This window comes from Alteromonas sp. (assembly GCF_984505615.1).
The window spans coordinates 26,218-46,934 of record NZ_CFHOXV010000008.1 but is presented as its reverse complement, the minus strand read 5'-3'; the positions used below and the strand labels follow the sequence as shown (position 1 = coordinate 46,934).

The window sequence follows — 20,717 nt, the reverse complement described above, 5'->3', positions numbered from 1 at the left end:
GACATGACTGTATGATTTAAATTTTTTGTTTTGTTTTTCCGGATTGCACACATTCGCAATCACAAATTCCTAGTATTTGTAGCTGATACCGGCAAATATGCGCGGACCGTAATCACTTACCTGGCCGGTGTTGCCAATGACATAGAAATCATCTGAACGAGGCTCACTAAACAAGTTAATGGCTTCGACTTTTACACGAACGTGTTTGTTGATCTTGTATGAAGCGCGGGCTTCCCAGACACCCACATCATCGACAAAGCGGAGCCTTGTGCCATCACTTGTGTAAGGTTGGAAATATTCACTACGGTATTTGTAGATAAGTGCAGTATCGAAGTCACCAATCTGGTAATAGACCTGACCGCTAAACACGTGTTCAGAGAATCCGGGAACAGAGCCCGGAGGTACAATGCCTTCTGTCAACTGTGTAGTGACGCCGTCTAAATCAGTCTCGAAGGTAGTACCGTAATTGCTGTCTTCAAACTCAAAATCAGTGTCAGCGTAGTTGTAACCAAATTTGACGCCAACACCAGTGTCCCAGCGGTATGCAACAGAAACTTCGATACCTGTAAGGCTGCTGGACTCTTCAGTTGTGACTGAATTTGTAATCGGTAGTGCGACTTCTTCACCATTTACAGTAAAGTTTTCCAGTTGCGTTTGTTGCTGAAAACCACCATTGAACTGTTTGTGGTATAAACCGAATGCGAAGATAGAGTCTTCATTTGGATACCACTCAATGGCCAGATCATAGTTCCAGGACATTAGCGGCTGCAGATTTGGGTTTCCTGACCCGTTAACACCTACCAGAAGGTCACTGATAGTCGTCGGATCCGCCCCGGGATCTTCGATAAAGTCGCGGCTGTAAGCCATGTCAGAAGGGTTTGCTCGGGACATTCCACGATAAATTCCGGCTCTTAACAAAATGTCGTCGGTGTAATCTACTACCAGGTTAAAACTTGGTAAGACTTCCGTGTAATCGCCACCACCTACAACACGTTCGATGTTATCCGGGCTTCTGAACAGCTGGAGTATGCCGTTTTCATCAGCAATAATATCAATGGCTTGCCTGAAGCCAATGGAGGTTACTTCTGTATCTACTACGCGAACACCGAAATTACCACGAATGAATTTACTAAACATTTCAGTGTCATAACTTGCCATCAGGTACGCTGCAGTTGTTTTTTCTGTGACATCTATCGTGCCTGAATTCTCATATATCACTTCCGGGTAAGCGAACTCACCGCCTTCTGATATTGCTACTGCTTCAGAGAAGCAAACATTGTCGTAGGTTGCCCATGAAGACCCTGTGCCACTGGCAACCACATTTCCTGAACTGTCCACATGAGTAATAAGATCGCTATCCGAGACGTTTGATAGAAAGTCAGTTTCCGGGAAACTTATTTGACATCCCTCAAGTACATCAAGGGCAGACGTAACACTTTCATCCAAATTATATTCAACCCGGGAACCATTGCCGTTACTTCCGCCGAACTGGACGAATGTAAGTTCTGACATTCTGATGCCACCCTGAACACTGCTAAATATGTCTCCGGCTAAAAAGTACTCAAAATCGACTCTTGCACCCATTATTTCGTTTTCCCGCACATTTTCGCGGTCTAACCGGGTACGCAAACTATCTGTGAAATTCGAAATGTCCGTTACATCAAGATCAGTCACGGTCAGATTGGGGATATATTCCCCCATATCCCAGGAGAAAAAAGGACGACCACTGGTGCGGCCACGGTTGGATATTTGAAGTTCTTCCCTCTTGGTTTGTGAGTAGCTGAAGTCCGCGCTTATTAACAGTTCGTCGGTGGGGGAGTGTTCTATGTTGAGGCCGTAGCCACGATAATTCTCTTCACGGGAGAATTGCTCGCCTGCTGATTCGAAACGCTCTTCGCCTTCCCAATGCAGAATACCGCCCACTGAATTTGTAATTAAGTTTTCACCCGTTACACCCGGGGTCACGCGCTTCTGTAAGAAAAGTAAGTCATGACGTGCCTCAGATTGAACACGATCTGAAATTTGGACATCAATGTTGATGTCCCAGTCATCTGCGGGTCTGAATTGCAACCCGAGGAAAATCGCGTCCCGCTCGTCCGATGTTTCATTCTGACGGAAGCTTCGGCTGGAACCCGTCCATGCATAGGGAGTACCGGCGTCCTGAGCTTTTCCGGTTTCGGGGTCTATGGCAGTTTGATAACCCTGGTTACTGCTGCCGGCTACTTGATCTTCGCAATCTCCGGCCGAGCCGCGAAAGAAACCTTCATTGTTATTAGTCGGATCATTCAAACAGGCCCACAGGGAAGCGCCGGTCGGACTCGAGCTCCGGTATTCTGCTTCTGGTTGACTAATATCCTGACGCTGAATACCAATTGATAATCCAAGTTCCTGACCACTATCGAACTTAAATTGATCAACATAACTTACGGTACCCCGATAACCTAAATTACTATGCATTGAGTTATCGACATTAAATTCATCCGGATTAGCGTTCAGCTTAAATTCGGTTTGAAAACGTTGCTTACCAAACTCTAACGGCTTTAACGTTATCTAATGTGATAACTCCTGCCACGCCACCCTCTATCATTGATGCATCCTGGGTTTTATAGATGCCTACTTTTTTCATTAACTCGGAGGGAAACTGAGAGAAATTAACTGAACGGTCACCACTTCCGTTTGTTGCCTCGCGCCCGTTGATATGCGTTGCACTAAGAAACGGGCCCAATCCACGTATAGTGATTTCAGTCGCACCACCATTTTCACGGTGCGAGGAAGCGCCGGTAATAGATTCCAGTGCTTCGCCAATTGACAGGGCTGGCAGGTCGCCGATGTCTTCAGCCGACAGGCCATCCAGCACTGTAGTAGATTCACGCTTGATGGCAATCTGATCCTGAATTGTTCTTCGTGTACCGACAACGTCAATGACTTCTACATTTTCATCTGCACTTGTGTCTGTTTCTCCTTCTTGTGCGGATGCAGTAAATGCAATTGAACTGGCTACCGAGGCGATGGCAGCTGCTTTTACCAATTTTGCAACGGGCGAAAGCCTGAAAGGTTTTATTTGGTAGTTATAATCCCTGTGTTTCCCTGATATCACCGACATGTTGAGTTCTCCGATGTTACATAGTGCGAGTAAATAAGACACTGATGTTATTTAGTTGTTATTTTGTTGTTGTATTCAATATAAATAAGTAAAACCAAATTGGCAACCAATTGTTGGCATTAAATTTACCAGTTGTTGTTACCAATGTTTTTTTTGGGTGGTGGTGAGCGGAGGGTGCAGTGGAGACAGTAATGAACACAAGTTTCTGTAGTATTCTGTTTATGGATCTACTAAAAGGAATGGGTCGTTGGTGCGGTCTGGTATTTTATCATTCACAATTTTTAACCATGACTCAATGTGTTATTGCTTTTAACTGTCAGGATTAGGGCTGTCTGGAAATAACAATATGAAACTGGATTGAAGTGGGTTGTTTGTAAATGGGTTGTTGATCCAATCTTTATTATAGGTTAAAACATTTTGATAATTTAGTTTACCAAATTGGATGACCAATGAAGGCGATACCTTACGCAATTCGTTTTGTTCTTATAGCGACAATTTTATACGCGCTCAATAGTAAAGGAGGGGAGCAGACTCTCTCCGGCCCAGTATCGTCTCAACAGGGCCTGGCCGACGGGGTACTGTTGGGTAACTTTGGGTCTTTAAGTCCTGATAAAGCACCCGGTGAGAACTTTGATTTATTGGGATGGAGTCTGACGTTGCCTACAGACGTAAACAAAGATGGAAAAGCAGACCTGATCTATGAGCAGTCGTTGAGTGATCAGTTTGAAGTGAACCCTTTATTTTACACTTCCAGTGATGGCGGTATGGTTTTCGCCTGTCCCAATGTGGGTGCGAAAACATCTAAGAACACTAAATATGCCAGAACAGAGCTAAGACAAATGCTCAGACGGGGAAATACCAGAATCAAAACTCAGGGCGTGACAGAAAACAACTGGGTTTTCAGTGGTGCACACAGTTCATTACGACGTGAAGCGGGCGCTGTAGAAGGCAGTTTAGAAGCCACGTTGGCAGTAAACAGGGTATCTGTGACCGGCGATGAAAAGAAAATAGGGCGGGTCATTATAGGGCAAATTCATGCCACGAATGATGAACCTGTCCGACTTTATTATCGCAAATTACCCGGCAATGAAAGAGGGTCAGTTTATTTCGCACATGAAATTAATGGTGGGGACGATGTCTGGGTAAATATGATTGGGTCCCGTTCGCACACATTGCCGGATCCTGAAGAAGGCATCGCGTTAAATGAACCGTTCAGTTATAAAATCACTGTCGAAAACAATGTATTGCACGTCACCTTAATAAGAGCAGGTAAAGTAAATATAACTAAATCTTATGATATGACTGCGAGTGGTTACTTCGGTGGTGATCAGTATATGTATTTTAAGGCGGGTGTGTATAACCAGAATAATGGCGGCGAGAAAGGAGATTACGTGCAGGCTACTTTCTATCATCTTCAATATACACACTAAACATTTTTATATCGGGCCTGCCTCATTGAGGCAGGCTTTATAAACTTACTATTCGCTGAACAGGTAGCCGGTATGACTGTTACGAATCGTGTAAAATGTGGCTTGAACAGCTTCCTCCGGAGCGCTTGAGTTATTTACATTATAGACTCCGACCTTAAAATACTGGTACTGACTGCTGTCGTCATATCCACTGTTAACCATATCGTAGTGGGCAACAATGTCTTCGTGATCAGGGCGGCTAATGGTTACCGTAAGTAAATTATCATCTACCGAAATATGGTAGTCGAAGCGCTCGTTCAGTGCTATGCCGTTGGACGGGTCCGGTGCGTCATTGGCACGGCTGCCAATCATTTCTACAAAAGTCTCAACTTTATTACCGTCACTATCTGTCTCCCGGCTCTCGTGAACAAAGTACACAGCCCCATTTTTGTTAGCAGGTAATTTGCGGTAGTAAAGTCGGATTGGTTCGTCATCATTGGCGTGGATCTTACCTATGATGACGCGTCCTACTTGATACTTTTCTCCGCTCGTCGTCACTTCATTTACCGCAAGGGAGACATGAAGATCACCGTTGACACCGCCAGCCTGCTGTTGTGCCTGCGCAGCAGTACTACCGAAGACCCAGTTGTTTTTGTTTACTCCCTGTGTGGATATTGCGGTATTGCCCCGCCTGAGCATTTCTCTGAGTTCAACGCGTACATATTGGGTGTTTTGAGATGTTTTGTATCCGTAGGACGGTGAGCGCATAACGATCCCGCCATCTTCACTGGCGTAAAAGAAATCAGAATGGGCGTAGCCCTTAGCCAGTTCTGTTTCTGAGATACTGTCTGAACGTCCATTTTCATCCTCGTCCACAGGGATACTCAAATACCAGTCATCCAATTCTATGCCGTTTTCAGAAGGAAGAGTTTGATTGAACTGACCCGTTTGTGTCTGACATTCATAAACTTTCACTTCCACTATACCGGCGGTGCTGTTATCACCGTCAATTGAAACCCGTACATAGCGGGCCTGACTTGCGCTTAGCGGGTACAGTTCGTAGCCACCTTGTCGGGTACTTGATGATAAAGCGTTACTTACCTGAAACCAGGTATTGGTAGCGGTGGCCGCGTCAATCTGAAAACGATTGCTGTATTTGGTACTTTCAAACCATTTAATTGCCAGCGCTCCAACAGTTTTTTCACTGCCGAGATCAAGTACTAACTGACCGTCGTCTCCGGCAAATCCCCAACGGGATTGCACTGATGTATCGCCATCACTGGCGAGTTCTGGCGGGTAATCAGGTAAGTTGTCGCTTGCGCTGACAGCTATTACCGGATGAGTATTTTTATTACAAGCGTTACTGTCAGGTGTAGGTTGATTAACCGGTTCGGTAGTTTGATTGGTAGCTGTTATGTCGTTACTCCCCCCACATGCTGTAAGAAACATCGCAGCAAAGAAGGTTTTGCAAGGAAACGGGAGGAGGCGTGTTGAAATCTTATGTGGTAAGTGAGGTTTTTGGTTCAAGTTGTTACCAATTGGTTAGTTTGTTGGAGTTTGATGTTAATTTTTTACGGTCTTTTTGTCTAACCAATTTGGTGTTGCTGTTGTGATTCAGAATATGCCAATAGTCATCCGCACCATTTTGAACTGCTGAGTTTTACGGAGACGGCAGTTTTGTATATTTACGCAGAATGGATGTCTGTTATATTTCACACCGTATTAAAAAACATACTCTGTCATACAATCTGATACCCGGTTTAATGTTCATACTCTTCAATTATTTACTGCTGCGCATAAACTAAACGCTTATCTTCAAAAGGTGTTCTTATGCAAATCAATACCAATCTTTCTGTACAGGACTATTTTCGGGGCTACAAGGAAATGTGCCGTTTCATTGCCCGGTCACCTGTGATCTGTGGTGTGATGTTGCTGCTGGCTCTGCTTGTTACAGTGGTGCCGTTTTCTTTCTTTCCGCTACGCATGGGCGCGTGTGCGTTGCTGGTGTCACTTGTGGTATGTGTGGTCAGTATTCAGTACCGGTATGGTTCGCTCAGACGATTAGCCGCCGAACTGAACTTTCATCAGCGGCTGATATTGCCGGCTATTCTGGGGATCACTGCTTTAAGCTGGCTGGCATTTTTTGCCGCTGATTTACTGTCAGGGTTAATGCCGGCAGCCGCCGGGAATGCAGCGGTGGCCTATGACGGGATGACGTTGACGGGGATTGTCCTTGGTGGTGCGCTGGTGTGTGTGGCGCAATTGATGCCCTACATCCTGGCTCATTTCTGTCACAGTTTCTCGCTGTCCCGCAAACAGGGAGAGCATATCTGGTTGTCGCTGATGTTACGCTGGAAAACGCTGGCTGCCTTTCTGCCTGTGGCATTGTTTGTGCCGCTGGCGATTGTGCTGAAGCAGGACTGGAGCGCATTTCTGCTGCTTGCAGCAAGCATGTACTGCACATTTTTAATGTTTATTGTGTTCAATATTACACCGGAACCGGAAGCACAGAAGGCGAGTTTGCCAGCATTTATGCCACAGGGCGCCTGAATATTACCGGCAGAAGTTAACTGATTAAGCAGCCCCGTTAACGGGGCTGTCTTGTTTTGTTTGTTAAGATAGCGGGGTTATTCGCCTTTTACATCCGGCAGGGTGGTGAACGGTGAAATGCCAAACTCAGGATACACTTCATCCGGAAACAGGATTCGCCCGTCAGCGACGACCATGGCGATGGTTTTAATGGCTTTTAAATCTTCCACCGGGTTGCCGGGAATGAGGAAGAAGTCAGCCAGTTTGCCCGTTTCAATGCTGCCCAGTTTGTCATCGTGACCCATGTATACGGCCATGTCCCACGAGCCCCGTTTCAAAGCTTCTGCCGGTGTCATACCAAATTGTTGAAACAGCTCCAGCTCACGGTGCAGACGGAATGCGCCGCCCATATCCGTACCGGGCACCAGAAGAATGCCGTTTTCGTGCATTTTCTTCAGTGTGGCTACAATCTTCGCGTAGGCGTCTTTGTAAGCTTTATCTTCAGCTTCATCCGCCACATTCAGCATAGCGACCTTTGCGGCACGCTGACTGCTGAGAGGCATGTGATCAATGTAGTCCACCACACCGGGGCTTACCGTACCGTTACGGGAGGTCATGGCATGTTCGTGGATCACCGTTGTGGGATCCAGCGCGATGTTATTTTCCTTCATCAGCGTAAGCGTGTGATTAACCTGATCGCTGTTCAGATCCAAATTTGTAAAGCGTTTCATGCCGGTAATGCGGAATAACGTACGGGTATCTTCTTTTCTGTCGAGCACCCAGCCCAGCATTAACTGATTAATATGGGTGATCTCGTTATAACCGGCAGCAATCATTTCATCTGCTTTGGCGAAAGCCGGAATGTGTCCGGCAACCCGAAGGCCGTTTTCATGTGCTTCTTTTGCCATGGCCGGCACCCATTCCGGGTTCACCGAACTGTAGATTTTTATCTGAATATAATCATCCATTCCGGCATATTTGCGGACCAGTTCAACGGCTTCGTCTTCGCTGGCGGCCAGTTCACCGGTAGAGTTACTGAAGGGGCTTTTACCTTCAATAAAGCCGCTTTTAGCAATGCGCGGGCCTACCAGTATGCCATTGGCGATATTGTCTGTAATACCTTGCAGAATATCGACTTCGTTGCCCATGTCTCTTACGGAAGTAACACCGGCAAGCACGTTTAGTAACGCATCGTTATCACTCATGTGACCGTGCATTTCGTAAAGTCCGGCTACCAGTGTGCCGCCGTTGCCTTCAATAGTCACTTCGTCGTCTGACGGTGCAGCACTGACTGCTTCGACTGCCGTGATTTTGTTACCGGTAATTACTACAGACTTCGGTTCGCTGAGAGAAAGACTTTGTGGCTCAAAAATACGGACATTATTGATGCGTACCGGCTTTTCGTAGTCATGCAGATAGCGGCTGGCGATATCTTTATAGCGCTGTGCATTAAGTTGGGCGGTTAATTCCCGCAGGCGCGCTTCTTCCCCGGCAATTTCCGGTTTAACTATCGCTGTGCGCGGGCTGACCAGCCCCACTAACGCTTTGTTTTCATCAATGATGAAATAAGACGGGTTCATGGAAATCCCGCCAATGGCATAAAGTGTGGCTTTGATTTCACCGCCGGTGGCGGAGAGCGTGAGATCCTGTTTTTTGCTGAGCGTAATGTGACCGGAGGGAAGGGCGGGATACTTTGTCAGATTGTCATTCAACAGCGTCAGGGCGTACAGGTACTCACTGAACGGGCTGCCGTTCTGTGCAATGTACACAGGCGCACCGTCAAATCCGGCTTCACCGGATTCGGCTTTAGATTGCCACGTGGCGGTGTTACCTGAGACCGAGAAATTCTCCTGCGTTGCATTCCCGAACACAGTTTTACCTTCAACAGACCAGGAAAGAGGAATGTCGTTGTCAGACAAAATAATGGTTTCAGTGCTGCTGGCCCCGCGGCCATTGTTTGAGAAACCGTAATCAATGTCTATTTTATTGCCGGTACGGGTGATATCCATATCACCCACGTCTGTACCGCCAAGGTACATATCAAAATGAGTGGTCGTTGATTTCTGAGGTTGAGTCTGACTGTCTGACCCGGTTTGTTCACCCGGACCCGAGCAGGCAGTCAGTGCTGCCGTAAAGGTGAGTAGTGCCAGTTTTTTCATATTATGTTCCCTTTATTATTTTAACCAGTATGTCACGGTTAACAGAGAAAACGCTGCAAACTAACCTTATTTCACTACTGTACCCCGCAAACTTCAGACTACGGGCGGGGAAGGTTACCGGTTCTCCATATCAATAGACATGACCATTTCATCCAGAATATCACTTAAATCGGTAATCTTTTCGTGAGAGACAAACACGCTCATACTTGACTCAACGGCAACGTTGCCGGTCTTTGTGCCGCTGTCCAGTGTATTGTCCAACGCGGTCTGTACCCGCTCAAAATAAGAACGGGCGCTGCGTTCTTCAATATTGTGAAGGCACATGATGAATTGCTCAGTACCGAAGCGTCCAAGAATGTCATTCCCCCGGGTGGTGAGCTGTAATGTTTGTGCCAGTTTTCTCAGCACACTGTCCGCTTTGGTAGAGCCCAGCAGCCGGATGATTTCCCGGAGATTACTGATATCAAAAATAGCGATGGCAATGGCGCGGTTTTTACCTGGGGCATTCAGTCTGTTTATACGGCTGATGGCGGTATCGGCATTTAGCAACTGGGTGACCGGGTCGATGGCTTTAGAAGCAAGGAACTTCTTACGCAGCACATAGGCTGCCAGCGCAGCAGTGATAAGAAAAATCCCGGTCACTATGGCGAGAATTTGTTTGCGCTCCTTTTTCGCTTCAACAACTTCGCCCTCCAGGTCGTAAATCCGGTTGTACAGATTCGCTGCGCTCAGAATATTTGCGGAGTTTTGTTGTTGAATGCGTTTATTTTCAGCTTCAGCGGCAAACACTTCATTGGCAATACGGGCTTTTTCTATGTCGCCCAGTGCCAGATACATGGCAAGGTTGAAGCTCAGATAATCCAGATTGGTTCTGAATCTGGGCGGAATGTAATTATCACCTTTGTTTAAGCTGTCTATGTAATTCTGCACACAGGTTAAATCATGATGGTACAAACAGACTTCCGTTTCGTGCCAGTTGTACATCAGCAGGCCGAATGAACTGGAAACGGCTGAAATCGCCGTTTTGAAATCCGGCAACGTGGCTGCAAGCTGGTCAAAATCCCGGGTTTTACGATAGTAATACGACAGGGCGTAATGGTAGTGGTAGTTAGTCAGCGGTGTGTTGATTTCACGGTTAAGTGCGCCGTATTCCATAATTCGCCGGTACGCTTCTTCGGTTTGCCCGCTACTTATCAGCGAAACAATGGCACTGATGAGAATACTGAGTCTATTGCTGCCTTCATAAACCTTCAGACCCATCTCATGGGCTTTTATATATTGCTCTGCTGCCAGAGCATGTTGCCCCAGGCTGCCATAGAGCAGGCCGATGGCGTTGTGAATATGGGCCAGTACGCCGGGGTTTCCTGATGCGGCATTCTGCTCCAGTACCGTAAACATCTTGCCAAGACGCTCTCCGGTTGTAGACGACTCAGAGCAATAGGTAATGAGTGATAACGAAGCGAAGGTAAAAATATCGCTGTGGCGTTCCGGTGAAGACAGTGATCTGGCCTGACGGTAATACTGACAACGTTCAGGACTTTCCTGCGCATCGTAGATAAAGCCGATTTGGTTGATGGCTGAAACGTAAGCGTACGAGGTGTCATCCACATCTTCCTGCGCAATCAGAGATTTGAGCATGGTCAGTGCGCTTTCGTAATCGCCTCTGCAGATCAGAAACTGACCCTTCGCGCTAAGCAGGGAAAAACGCTGCTCAGCGGTTATAGACTCATCACTCAGCGTGGTTTCCAGTTCATCAAACAGGGCAGAGTCCGGGCAATCATAAGCCGGCGCCCGTACTTTATTGATGACATCATCGACTTCGGTTGCCACAGAGGCCGGCATTCCGGACAGCATGAATAACGTGAGCGCTGTCATCAGAGCGCGTAATTTACTGTACATGGTATTTATTTTTTCTTTTTTTAATCAAACCGGCTTTATTAAGAAGCGATGCCGGCAAGCAGTTCCGTCCGGGCTGTTCATCCTGAGCGAGCCAGAGACGGAAAAATGTCAATTTTTTATCCGCTATGTGCAGGTAATGATAACCATTATGAACAACGCCGCACAGAGGAAAATCAATTATTCGTAAAAGTTTTTAAGTTGCTGTTAGTAATCTATATTTATATTGAAAAAAGCGCATATTGCAGTGATGAATCAACAAAATAGTATGACAAACAACGTTGTTCAACAGCCATCACAATGCGGTATAATAACGTTGTTCCGATGGATCGGCCTGAACACTGAACAATATCAACATTAAAACATCATACTGCGAAGTCCGGCTACATTCTGTTTTAACCGAATTATCGCAGATACACCTTACACCTGTATTTCACATTCTATATCCGGTAGGAGAACTTGCTAAATCATCAGCGATGTAAAGCGATGACAGGCAGTGGCTTCGCCGGCTTTATTTACACACTATCCTGATAGAAGGTATCTATGTCATTTAATAACGGGACATCGCAGACGTCTCATTTCTGGCCAATTCTCATTATGGCACTGGGAACGTTTACCCTCGGCCTGACTGAATTTGCGTCTATGTCAATGTTGCCGCTGATTGCAGCTTCATTTGACGTAACGCCGTCGATGGCAGGTAATGTGATTAGTGGTTACGCCATCGGCGTGGTGATCGGTGCACCGCTTTTCATGTTGCTGACAAACAAAACTAACAGGCGTACATCGCTGATATTATTCGTGATGATGATGTTTGTGGCAAACGGCCTCAGTGCTATTGCAACGTCTTTACCGGAAATGGTGTTCTACCGCGTACTCAGCGGTTTACCTCATGGTGCGTATTTTGGTACAGCATTACTGGTAGCCTCAGACATGGCACCAAAAGGTAAGCGTGCCAGCTTTATGTCCAAAGTGTTTATGGGCCTTACCATTGCAACGATTGTGGGTGTACCCATGGCTACTCTGGTGGGGCAGGCTATGAGCTGGCGGGTTTGTATGGGCATTGTTGCCGTACTGGCCCTTATTACTGCAGTACTGATTTATTTTGTTGTGCCAGGCAGTCCGGTGATAACGCCTACCCGGTTACGCGAAGAATTCGGTGTGCTGAAAAACAAGTTAGTATGGTCAATTTCCGGTATTATCTTCGTGGGTTTCGGCGGTGTGTTCTGCATTTACACGTATCTGGCAGACACAATTATTAATGTAACTGAAGCCCCTGAAGTGACCATTTCCATCGCCATGATGATGTTCGGTATCGGCACAACTATCGGTAACTGGGTGTGCGGACGGCTGGCAGACAAATCGCCCATTGCTACCACCGGCATCGCACTGCTTTGCAGCGTGGGGATTGCGGTGATGTATGTTTTCGCGGCGTCAAACATTTACTGGCTCTATGTGACCGTATTTTGCCTCGGTGCCAGTGTGGGCCTGGCGGCGGTTATTCAGTCCATGTTGCTGGATGTATCCCCGACCGGTCATGCCATGATTGGTGCACTGGTACAGTGCGCATTTAACACGGCTAACGCCATCGGCCCCATGATCGGCGGTACTCTGCTGGCTACCGGCGCTACCTTCAATGAAACTGGCTATGCCTCTGCCTTATTGTTCCTGGGCGGCCTGGTAATGTGGGCACTGAGCTATATGCAAATGCGTCAGAAACAGCAGCCCCGGCCTGTTTGTACCAACCCCAATCCAAGCTGCGGTTGATTTATGATGATTTCTCCGGCGGCATTGTTGCCTCCGGAGATTTCGCTGCAGCCAGTATTGCTGCCGCATTCTCCTGATCCACATTAAGCGCCGTAATAGGAAAGGGGATTACAATACCTTCTTCATCAAAGCGCTTTTTCAGCATCTTGATGAATGCACTTTTGATAAAGAAGCGGTTAAAGTATTCTTTTGTTCTGAGCATCACTGTCAGGTTAATACTGGAATTATCGAAGGTGTGAAACAACACAAACGGCTCGTAGGTTTCTACGCCGTATTCGTGGTGTTTTAACGTATAATTCGCTACCTCCAGACAAATATCTTCCACCTTATCCAGGTCAGAATTATAGTGCACGCCCACTTCCACGGGCACAGACAATTCCCGCTCGGGATAGTAATAGTTGATCAGTTTAGAATTTGACAGTTTGCTGTTTGGCATGATCACAATGTTATTTGGCAGCATGCGCACCCAGGTGGAACGCCAGCCAATTTTTTCCACAAAGCCCTGTTCACCTGAATCCAGCTCAATAAAATCACCGATGCGGATAGGTTTATCCACGACCAGTTGCAAGCCGGAGAAGAAGTTTTCCAGGGTAGGTTGGAGGGCCAGAGCCACTGCCAGAGAAGTGATCCCCAGTGAAGCAATGACCGGAGTAATAGACACGCCCATAGTGCTTAAAATTATCAGCAGGGCCAGTGACGCGAGTATGGCGCGGATGGCGCCGCCGGCAATGCCGCTGGTATTTTTAACCAGCGTGGACTGATTCTGATACCGCCGTAACGAATAGGTAAAAAAGCGCTCAAAAAACAGAAAAAACGTGAGGATCAGACCGGCCTTCACCACGTGATCCACAATGGCTGCAATGTCTTTGTCTATGATACTAAGCCAAATAAGCAGAAACCGGCCGAGTACAATAATAACAAGGAAGATAAACAGAGTAAGAGGGGCATCCAGAGACAGCACAAGAATGCGGTAAATACCTGCCATGGAGCTGTCCTGAGAGCGGGCTTTTCGGGTTAGCCGCACCAGGATAATGCGTTTGGCGATGAAAAGTAGTGCAATGACACACAACAGTGCGCCCAGGGTCATTGCTTCCTGGGTCTTAAAAAATGCAGGTATCGTCATATTGGAGGACTTCCGGCAATTGCAGAACAGGTTTGTTTACTGCTTTTGCCGGTAAACGGTGCAAAAGCTGCACCATTCTCTGATAAGTCCGGTAAGTCATGCCCGTCTGCGGGCGGCTAAATCGCACCTACTTCAATTTTGGAACCGTCAGTTAACCGTGATAAACGATATGCGGTAGCATCTACCTCAGGGGTATTGTTCACTACCAAATCGGCGGCAACTTTCGCCAGTCCGGGCCCGAGACCGAAGCCATGACCTGAACAGCCTGCAGCGAGATAAAAACCTTCCAGGCCATCGACTTCAGACATTACCGGAATGGCATCCGGTGTACAGTCTACATAACCACCCCAGCTTTCGCCGATTTCCATGTCTGCCAGTTCAGGAAAAATGGTTCTGACCGCATGTAAGGTCTTTTCCAGATTACTTTTCACTGGTGCCGGATCCAAAATGCGGTGTTTTTCCATGGGGGACATCTGCGAGTTTTTCCAACGGTTAATTGCTTCAGGGCCGGAGACAAACGAACTGCCGATCCCGGCCTGAACTGCTTTTAAACGCTTAATAAACATGGGCATAAAGGGTTTGGCAAAACGTATGCCCTGTGGGGTAAATTCAAGCAGTGCTGTGCCGCTGAGGGCGACGGTATACGTGCCGTCCAGGCGACGGGTTAACGCCACGCCGGACGTGTAAATGGCTTCACCGATGTTCTTAATGGGTTTGGAGCGGAATGCGGTTTGTCTCACACTGGCCTGGGGAAAGATAATACCGTGATGACGGCAGAACATGGAAGCCCATGCACCGGCAGCACACAGTACCCGCTGAGTTTGAATGGTGCCTTTTTCAGTGATGACGCCGCTCACTTTACCGCTGGTGATATCTAAACCCCGCGCTGCACAATGCTGATGAATGGTGGCACCCAGTGCCCGTGCACCCTCCGCTATCATGGGGGCAGCAAGGGCAGGCTCACCTTTGCCGTCATCAACAGAATGCACACCGCCCAGCCAGCTTCTGCCATTGGCCGGCATTTTTTCGTTGGCTTCTGCTGCACTCAGCATACGGGTGTTTACATCGAACTGCTTTGCCGTTTCACGCCAGGCATCCCATTCAGCTAACTGCTGAGGATCGTCAGTGGCATACATCAAACCGCATCGTCTGAAACCAAGATCTTCACCAATATCACGGGACATTTCGTCCCATAAGCGCATGGAAAGACCTGATGTGGGCAACTCCCGGGCATCACGGTTTTGCTGGCGGCACCAGCCCCAGTTACGGCTGGATTGTTCTGCGCCAACCCGTCCTTTTTCTACCAGCGCAACGCGGTAGCCTTGTTTAGCCAGAAAATAGGCGGCTGATGAACCAATAATACCGCCACCGATGATCACCACATCGGCGTGTGAAGGTAAGGTGTCATCGCTGGCAATGTGCTTTAACTGTGGAGACATGCTTTTTCCAATTTTATCAGGTTAACGTGATAACGTTATTCGGGTTGTGCGTAGCCGACGATGGCTTTGGTTTCCAGATATTCTTCTAACCCTTCCACGCCGTATTCACGGCCTGTACCGGATTGTTTGTATCCACCAAAAGGTGCTTGCGGGTCCCAGGCCGGATAGTTGATATGTACCTGACCGCTGCGGATTTTTCTTGCGACCTTGCGCGCCAGCGTCAGATCCTGTGACTGTACGTGTGCGCCCAGCCCGTAAACGGTGTCGTTTGCGATTAAAACGGCTTCATCCAGTGAATCGTAGGGGATTAAGCAAATCACCGGACCGAAAATTTCTTCCTGTGCAACGGCCATATTGGTGGTGACATCACTGAATACCGTCGGTCTGGCAAAATAGCCTGTTGGCAGATGGTCAGGTTTTCCGGTGCCGCCAACAATGCAACGTGCTCCTTCGTCTAACCCTTTTTGAATCATTGTCTGCACCCGGTCAAACTGCGCCTTATTGGCAAGGGGCCCGTGGGTCGCATTTTCATTGTCTGCCACATCCAGAATAAACCCGTTCACCGCAGCAACCGCTAACGCTTCTACTTCCTCAAGGCGCTCACGGGGAACCAGCATGCGGGTTGGTGCGCTGCAGGACTGTCCGCAGTTTCGCATGCCGGCTGCAATACCAGCCGGTACTGCAGTATTAAAATCCGCATCCGGTAACAGCAGGTTCGGTGATTTACCGCCCAGTTCCTGAGCGACACGTTTCACTGTCTTTGCCGCGGCCTGTGCCACCAGAATACCAGCCCGGGTTGAGCCGGTGATAGAAATCATGTCCACATCACTATGTTCAGACAGGGCTGTACCCACCACTGCACCATCACCATTCACTAAATTAAACACGCCGGCCGGAAACCCTGCTTCATGAATCGCCTGTGCAAAGGCAAGAGCACTTAACGGAGAAAGTTCACTGGGCTTTAAAGCCACAGTACAACCGGCAGCCAGCGCCGGGGCGACTTTGGCGGTGATCTGATACAAAGGCCAGTTCCACGGCGTGATAAGTGCAGCTACACCAATGGGCTCTTTAACGATGGCTGTGGTGCCGCGTAGCTGTGTGAACGGGTAGCGCTGCAGATTATCCCGCGCTGTCTGGATATGGGCTTTGGCCAGAGGCACCTGAGCATTCCGTGCATAGGTGAGGGGGGCACCCATTTCCGCAGAAATCAATCTGGCAAAAGATTCTGCCATCTTATCAAATTGTGCTAACAAGCGGTCCAGCAGAGCAAGGCGTTGTTCAGCGGTAGTTTCAGACCAGCTCTCAAAGGCGGCCCGCGCTGCGGCGACGGCGCTGTCGACATCCTGCTGACTACCCATCCGGACAGTCGTTAACACTGATTCATCAGACGGGTTGATAACATCAACACAGGCTGTGCCTTGTGTGTCGACCCAGGCTCCGTTGATGTAGCTTTGTGAAACAGGTAAATCCTGAATAAGAGAGGAGGTTGCCACTTGCATAAGAAATCCGGCTGAATACTGATGGTGAAAAGTCTACCTGTTTTACAAAAGCATAGGTTGCCGCAGATAACTATGTCACAGCAAAAAATGTTGCTGCAGACTCACTAAACACGTCGAATGCGCTGTAAGAGATACGGTAAACTGTGTGAAACAGCAAAGTATACCGCAGCGGAGTAACCCATGGGCACCAGCAATTCCATCGATGATTTGATACCGTCGTTAGTCACTTTCAGACGGGACATTCATCAGCATCCTGAACTGGCTTATAAAGAGTACCGCACCGCTGAAAAAGTTGCTGAGGCTTTACGCGCGCTGGGCTTAGACGTTACGACAGATATCGGTGGTACAGGCATTGTGGCCACTCTGACAAAAGGCGACGGAAAAAAAACGTTGGGGTTGCGCGCCGATATGGATGCGCTGCCTATTCAGGAAAATACCGGTTTACCTTATGCCAGTTGCCACGACGGTGTATTCCACGGGTGCGGCCATGACGGACACACCGCCATGTTGCTCGGGGCGGCACAGCAACTCAGCCGCGCCGGCAATTTTAACGGCACTGTCCGGTTTATTTTTCAGCCTGCGGAAGAAGGCAAGGCCGGTGCCAGAGCCATGATTAAAGACGGGCTGTTTGAACGTTTCCCCTGCGACAGGGTGTACGCTTTGCATAACTGGCCGGATTTACCTGCTGGTACTATCGCTACCCGTCCGGGCCCGATCATGGCGGCGGCAGACAAATTTGAGATCACGGTATCAGGCAAAGGCGGCCACGCCGCATTACCTCACCAGACACCTGATGCCATTCTTACGGCCAGTGAGTTAGTCAGTCAGCTCAACACCATCGTTGCCAGGCGTATTCCTGCAACAGCAACGGCTGTAGTATCGGTGACCCGCATAGAGGGCGGGCATTCTCATAATGTGTTACCGGCTACAGTCAGTATTACCGGTACCGTACGCACGTTTGATCCAGAGGTACAAAACGCCATTGAACAGGCGATGCTGCTAATTATAGAAGGTACTGCGAAGGCCAGCGGTACTGACATAAAACTTGAGTATGACCGTTACTACCCGGCAACCATTAATCATCAGCAGGCAGCAAAAGATGCGCTGGTGGCGGCCAGTGCAGCAGGAAAGGCCCTTGCAGCGCCGGAAGCTGCCTTTACCTCTGAAGACTTTTCTTTCATGCTGCAAGCCTGTGAAGGCGCGTATATCTGGTTAGGGCAAGGCAAACCTGACAAGCATGTTCCGTTGCATCATCCTGAGTTCGACTTCAATGATGATGTGCTGGCAACCGGCGTTTCTCTGCATTGTGCGCTGGCGGAGCAATATCTGCGGTGACAGGCAGTGTTTTCAACATAACATGCTTGTTGAGAAGTATTATCATTTACGAAAGTTGATTGAAAACGCAGGTACTTAGTTTTTGCGTTTGTCCCCATCAGGCAGAGGATGTAACTATGACGGGAACCCAATTCACAGTCAGAGCTATGCAGGCAACGGATTTACCGGTTTGCTTATCATTCACGCAGGCCGTTAAGTGGCCGCACCGCGATATCGACTGGCAACTGCATTATGAAACCGGTAACGGCAGTGTAATCACCGGTGAGAATGATGACATCGTTGGTTGTATTCTATGGTGGGACTACGACAACTGCGCCACCGTGGGTCTTGTTGTTGTACCGGACCATATGCAGGGACAAGGCCTCGGCCGCCGGCTGATGAACACAGTAATGTCACAGGCCGGAGACAGAACATTAATGCTGGTGGCAACAGAAGCGGGTAAGCGCCTGTATGAACAGTGCGGCTTTTCAGTCACAGATCACGTTACTCAGGTGCAGGGGACACTTACGGGGTTGCCCCAGAAACCTGATGTGCCGGATGTTATATCATCCATGCAACAGGATGATATTCAAGATGTTTTTTCTTTCGATACCTTTGCTTATCAGTGTGATCGCAGTAAACTGCTCGGAAGTTTCTTCCCGCTGGCACAGGGTGTGGTAGCGAGAGACGGTGTCGCTCTGACAGGCTTTGCTTTTTTACGTACCAGTGGCCGTGGCCAGACAATCGGACCCGTGGTAGCGGCATCTGAAGACGTGGCAAAAGCCCTTATTCTCACATTACTTGAGAACGTAGAAGGCTTTGTACGTTTCGACTTAACCGGCTGTGCAGAAGCAGTGAAAACCTGGCTTATGGATGCAGGACTTCAGCAAGTCGATTATGTGTGCGTAATGCAAAAAGGTGAAAAGTCACAGGGTGACGGCTCCCGTAAAGTGTTTGCTTTAGCCTCACAGGCGTTTGGCTAAGAATTTGATGAGAAGGCTCAGTGTGGTTTCAACCCGGTTAAGATCGTTGATAGTCGTTCTGCTCATGGCATTTTGTTGTCAGAGCATGGCGTCGGCGTTTGATAATCACGAAGCCCATCAGTCCGGTACTGAACACCTGACTTTCGAACATGGTCACGACGACGATGCCGGCAGTGATGTGAGTTTTTCTCAATCCTTTGATATCAGTGAAGATGGCGGTGCCTATGACTGCCATCATTGTTGCCACTGTCATGGTGGTCATCATGTTTTCCTGCCCGTGGCAACCCTTCTTCAGCCGGTGACGGCTACCTATCCAATCTGTTAAGGCCTCCTATTTCTGCTTAATTCCGGCGCAATCACAGCGCCTGTTTACAGCTCTGTTGATGTCAACAGAAAACGTTAATCACAGAATTAAGAGAAAAACTATGCAAAAACGTGTCACTACGGCTGCGCGTGTTGTCGCAGCCTGTGCATTCATGATTGTTTATCCGTCTGCGTCTGCCACTGGAACTGCAGACTGGGCCAGTATGACCCTGGGCACCATAAACGAAAACCCGCAGTTGCAGGCTCAGCAGCGGGCGGTATCAGCGAACCGGTATGGGCGTAAAGCCGCATCCCTGCCTCTTTTTAACCCTGAACTGCAAACCAGTGTGGAGCGGGAAGGGGAAGAAACCAACTATCAAATCGGACTGTCCTCGCAGATTGACTGGTGGGATGTAAAACAAACCCGTACTGATGTGGCAGAGGCGCAGTTCTCACTTGCAGAGGCTGAGCTTTCCGCTTTGACAAATCAGTTGCTTGCCCGGCTGGTTGATGCGCAGCTCAATGGCTATCTGGCGCGCAAAGCACTGGCGCTGGCTTCGGAGCAGGTGAGCCGTGATTATGCCATGTTGTCTCTGTCTGAGCGGCAACAGGCTGCGGGTGAGATTACACAAACCGATGTTGCCATTGCGAAGGCGATTCTGGCTGACAGCCTGGTATGGGAAGGTGAAGCCAGCTTTGCGGTATTGCAGGCAGAGCAAACACTGGAACAACTGGGTGTGAGAGACATGGGTTTTCCCGCCATTCCTGATGCTGTCTGGCAAGATGAGCCGGCGTTGCTGCCGGGAAGTGACATTATGGCTCTACCGCAATCACAGGTTGCCCGGTTCAGCTGGCTGGTGGCGAAGCAACAGGCCGCGAACGAACGTCAGGGAAATAAGCCCGTTCCGGTTATTGATCTTGGCGCCGGCAAACAAGCCGGTGAAGGACTGGTTTCACTGAATGTGTCTGTGCCCCTGCAGTGGCGTAATGATTTCAGTGATGCTAATGCAGCCGCGAATGAGCAGGCGCTGTCGGCTGAACTGATGTTTAAAAACACCTTACAGACACAAAAAAGTGCCGTGTCTCTGGCGTACCGGAATGCGCTTCAGCACCGGCAGCGTTTTCAGCGCTGGCAGCAGGTCAGCTCGATCAGCAATTCAGTGTATTGCAATCCCGATATGCGCAGGGTGATTTAA

General features: G+C 48.6%; 15 protein-coding genes. 7 read left to right on the top strand and 8 right to left on the bottom strand.

The window, feature by feature from the left end; genetic code table 11:
- Window positions 1-69: 69 nt before the first annotated feature.
- On the bottom strand, window positions 70-2,457 hold the full coding sequence (locus AC4PME_RS07380; RefSeq protein WP_491045595.1) for a TonB-dependent receptor domain-containing protein: 2,388 nt from the start codon (window positions 2,455-2,457) through the stop codon (window positions 70-72).
- A gap of 64 nt (window positions 2,458-2,521) precedes the next feature.
- The gene (locus tag AC4PME_RS07375; protein WP_491045594.1) at window positions 2,522-3,103 is read right to left on the bottom strand and encodes a TonB-dependent receptor plug domain-containing protein; all 582 of its coding nucleotides are present in this window, start codon (window positions 3,101-3,103) and stop codon (window positions 2,522-2,524) included.
- Between the two features lie 449 nt (window positions 3,104-3,552).
- On the opposite strand from AC4PME_RS07375, the gene AC4PME_RS07370 reads away from it, so the two are divergent.
- Window positions 3,553-4,533: a polysaccharide lyase family 7 protein gene (locus AC4PME_RS07370; RefSeq protein ID WP_491045593.1), complete on the top strand. Its 981-nt coding sequence runs from the start codon at window positions 3,553-3,555 to the stop codon at window positions 4,531-4,533.
- A 48-nt stretch (window positions 4,534-4,581) separates the two neighbouring features.
- Here AC4PME_RS07370 and AC4PME_RS07365 read toward each other — a convergent pair whose 3' ends face one another.
- A complete protein-coding gene (locus AC4PME_RS07365) occupies window positions 4,582-5,961 on the bottom strand; it encodes a polysaccharide lyase family 7 protein (protein ID WP_491045592.1) in 1,380 nt (459 codons plus the stop codon).
- A gap of 381 nt (window positions 5,962-6,342) precedes the next feature.
- Between AC4PME_RS07365 and AC4PME_RS07360 the strand changes: the two genes are divergently transcribed.
- Window positions 6,343-7,062, top strand: a complete 720-nt coding sequence (locus AC4PME_RS07360; RefSeq protein WP_491045591.1) for a hypothetical protein — start codon at window positions 6,343-6,345, stop codon at window positions 7,060-7,062.
- Window positions 7,063-7,139: 77 nt separating this feature from the next.
- On the opposite strand, the gene AC4PME_RS07355 is transcribed toward AC4PME_RS07360, so the two are convergent.
- Together AC4PME_RS07355 and AC4PME_RS07350 are read right to left on the bottom strand one after the other, a co-directional pair.
- Window positions 7,140-9,200 (bottom strand): amidohydrolase family protein, encoded by a 2,061-nt coding sequence (locus tag AC4PME_RS07355; protein ID WP_491045590.1) that lies wholly within the window; start codon window positions 9,198-9,200, stop codon window positions 7,140-7,142.
- Between the two features lie 114 nt (window positions 9,201-9,314).
- A complete protein-coding gene (locus AC4PME_RS07350; protein WP_491045589.1) occupies window positions 9,315-11,099 on the bottom strand; it encodes a diguanylate cyclase domain-containing protein in 1,785 nt (594 codons plus the stop codon).
- A gap of 540 nt (window positions 11,100-11,639) precedes the next feature.
- Here AC4PME_RS07350 and AC4PME_RS07345 point away from each other — a divergent pair.
- Complete coding sequence (locus tag AC4PME_RS07345; RefSeq protein ID WP_491045588.1) at window positions 11,640-12,860, top strand: MFS transporter; 1,221 nt, start codon at window positions 11,640-11,642, stop codon at window positions 12,858-12,860.
- A gap of 1 nt (window position 12,861) precedes the next feature.
- On the opposite strand, the gene AC4PME_RS07340 is transcribed toward AC4PME_RS07345, so the two are convergent.
- From AC4PME_RS07340 to AC4PME_RS07330, 3 genes are all read right to left on the bottom strand, one after another.
- A complete protein-coding gene (locus tag AC4PME_RS07340; protein ID WP_491045659.1) occupies window positions 12,862-13,947 on the bottom strand; it encodes a mechanosensitive ion channel family protein in 1,086 nt (361 codons plus the stop codon).
- A 152-nt stretch (window positions 13,948-14,099) separates the two neighbouring features.
- The gene (locus AC4PME_RS07335) at window positions 14,100-15,422 is read right to left on the bottom strand and encodes an NAD(P)/FAD-dependent oxidoreductase (protein ID WP_119501676.1); all 1,323 of its coding nucleotides are present in this window, start codon (window positions 15,420-15,422) and stop codon (window positions 14,100-14,102) included.
- A gap of 35 nt (window positions 15,423-15,457) precedes the next feature.
- The gene (locus AC4PME_RS07330; RefSeq protein ID WP_491529538.1) at window positions 15,458-16,921 is read right to left on the bottom strand and encodes an aldehyde dehydrogenase family protein; all 1,464 of its coding nucleotides are present in this window, start codon (window positions 16,919-16,921) and stop codon (window positions 15,458-15,460) included.
- A gap of 180 nt (window positions 16,922-17,101) precedes the next feature.
- Between AC4PME_RS07330 and AC4PME_RS07325 the strand changes: the two genes are divergently transcribed.
- The 4 genes from AC4PME_RS07325 to AC4PME_RS07310 all read left to right on the top strand — a co-directional run bounded on the left by AC4PME_RS07325 (window position 17,102) and on the right by AC4PME_RS07310 (window position 20,717).
- A complete protein-coding gene (locus AC4PME_RS07325; protein WP_491045586.1) occupies window positions 17,102-18,256 on the top strand; it encodes a M20 aminoacylase family protein in 1,155 nt (384 codons plus the stop codon).
- A 116-nt stretch (window positions 18,257-18,372) separates the two neighbouring features.
- Complete coding sequence (locus AC4PME_RS07320; protein ID WP_491045585.1) at window positions 18,373-19,218, top strand: GNAT family N-acetyltransferase; 846 nt, start codon at window positions 18,373-18,375, stop codon at window positions 19,216-19,218.
- Between the two features lie 46 nt (window positions 19,219-19,264).
- Entirely contained in the window at window positions 19,265-19,543 is a 279-nt protein-coding gene (locus AC4PME_RS07315; protein WP_491045584.1) for a hypothetical protein, read from the top strand.
- Window positions 19,544-19,643: 100 nt separating this feature from the next.
- A complete protein-coding gene (locus AC4PME_RS07310) occupies window positions 19,644-20,717 on the top strand; it encodes a TolC family protein (RefSeq protein WP_491045583.1) in 1,074 nt (357 codons plus the stop codon).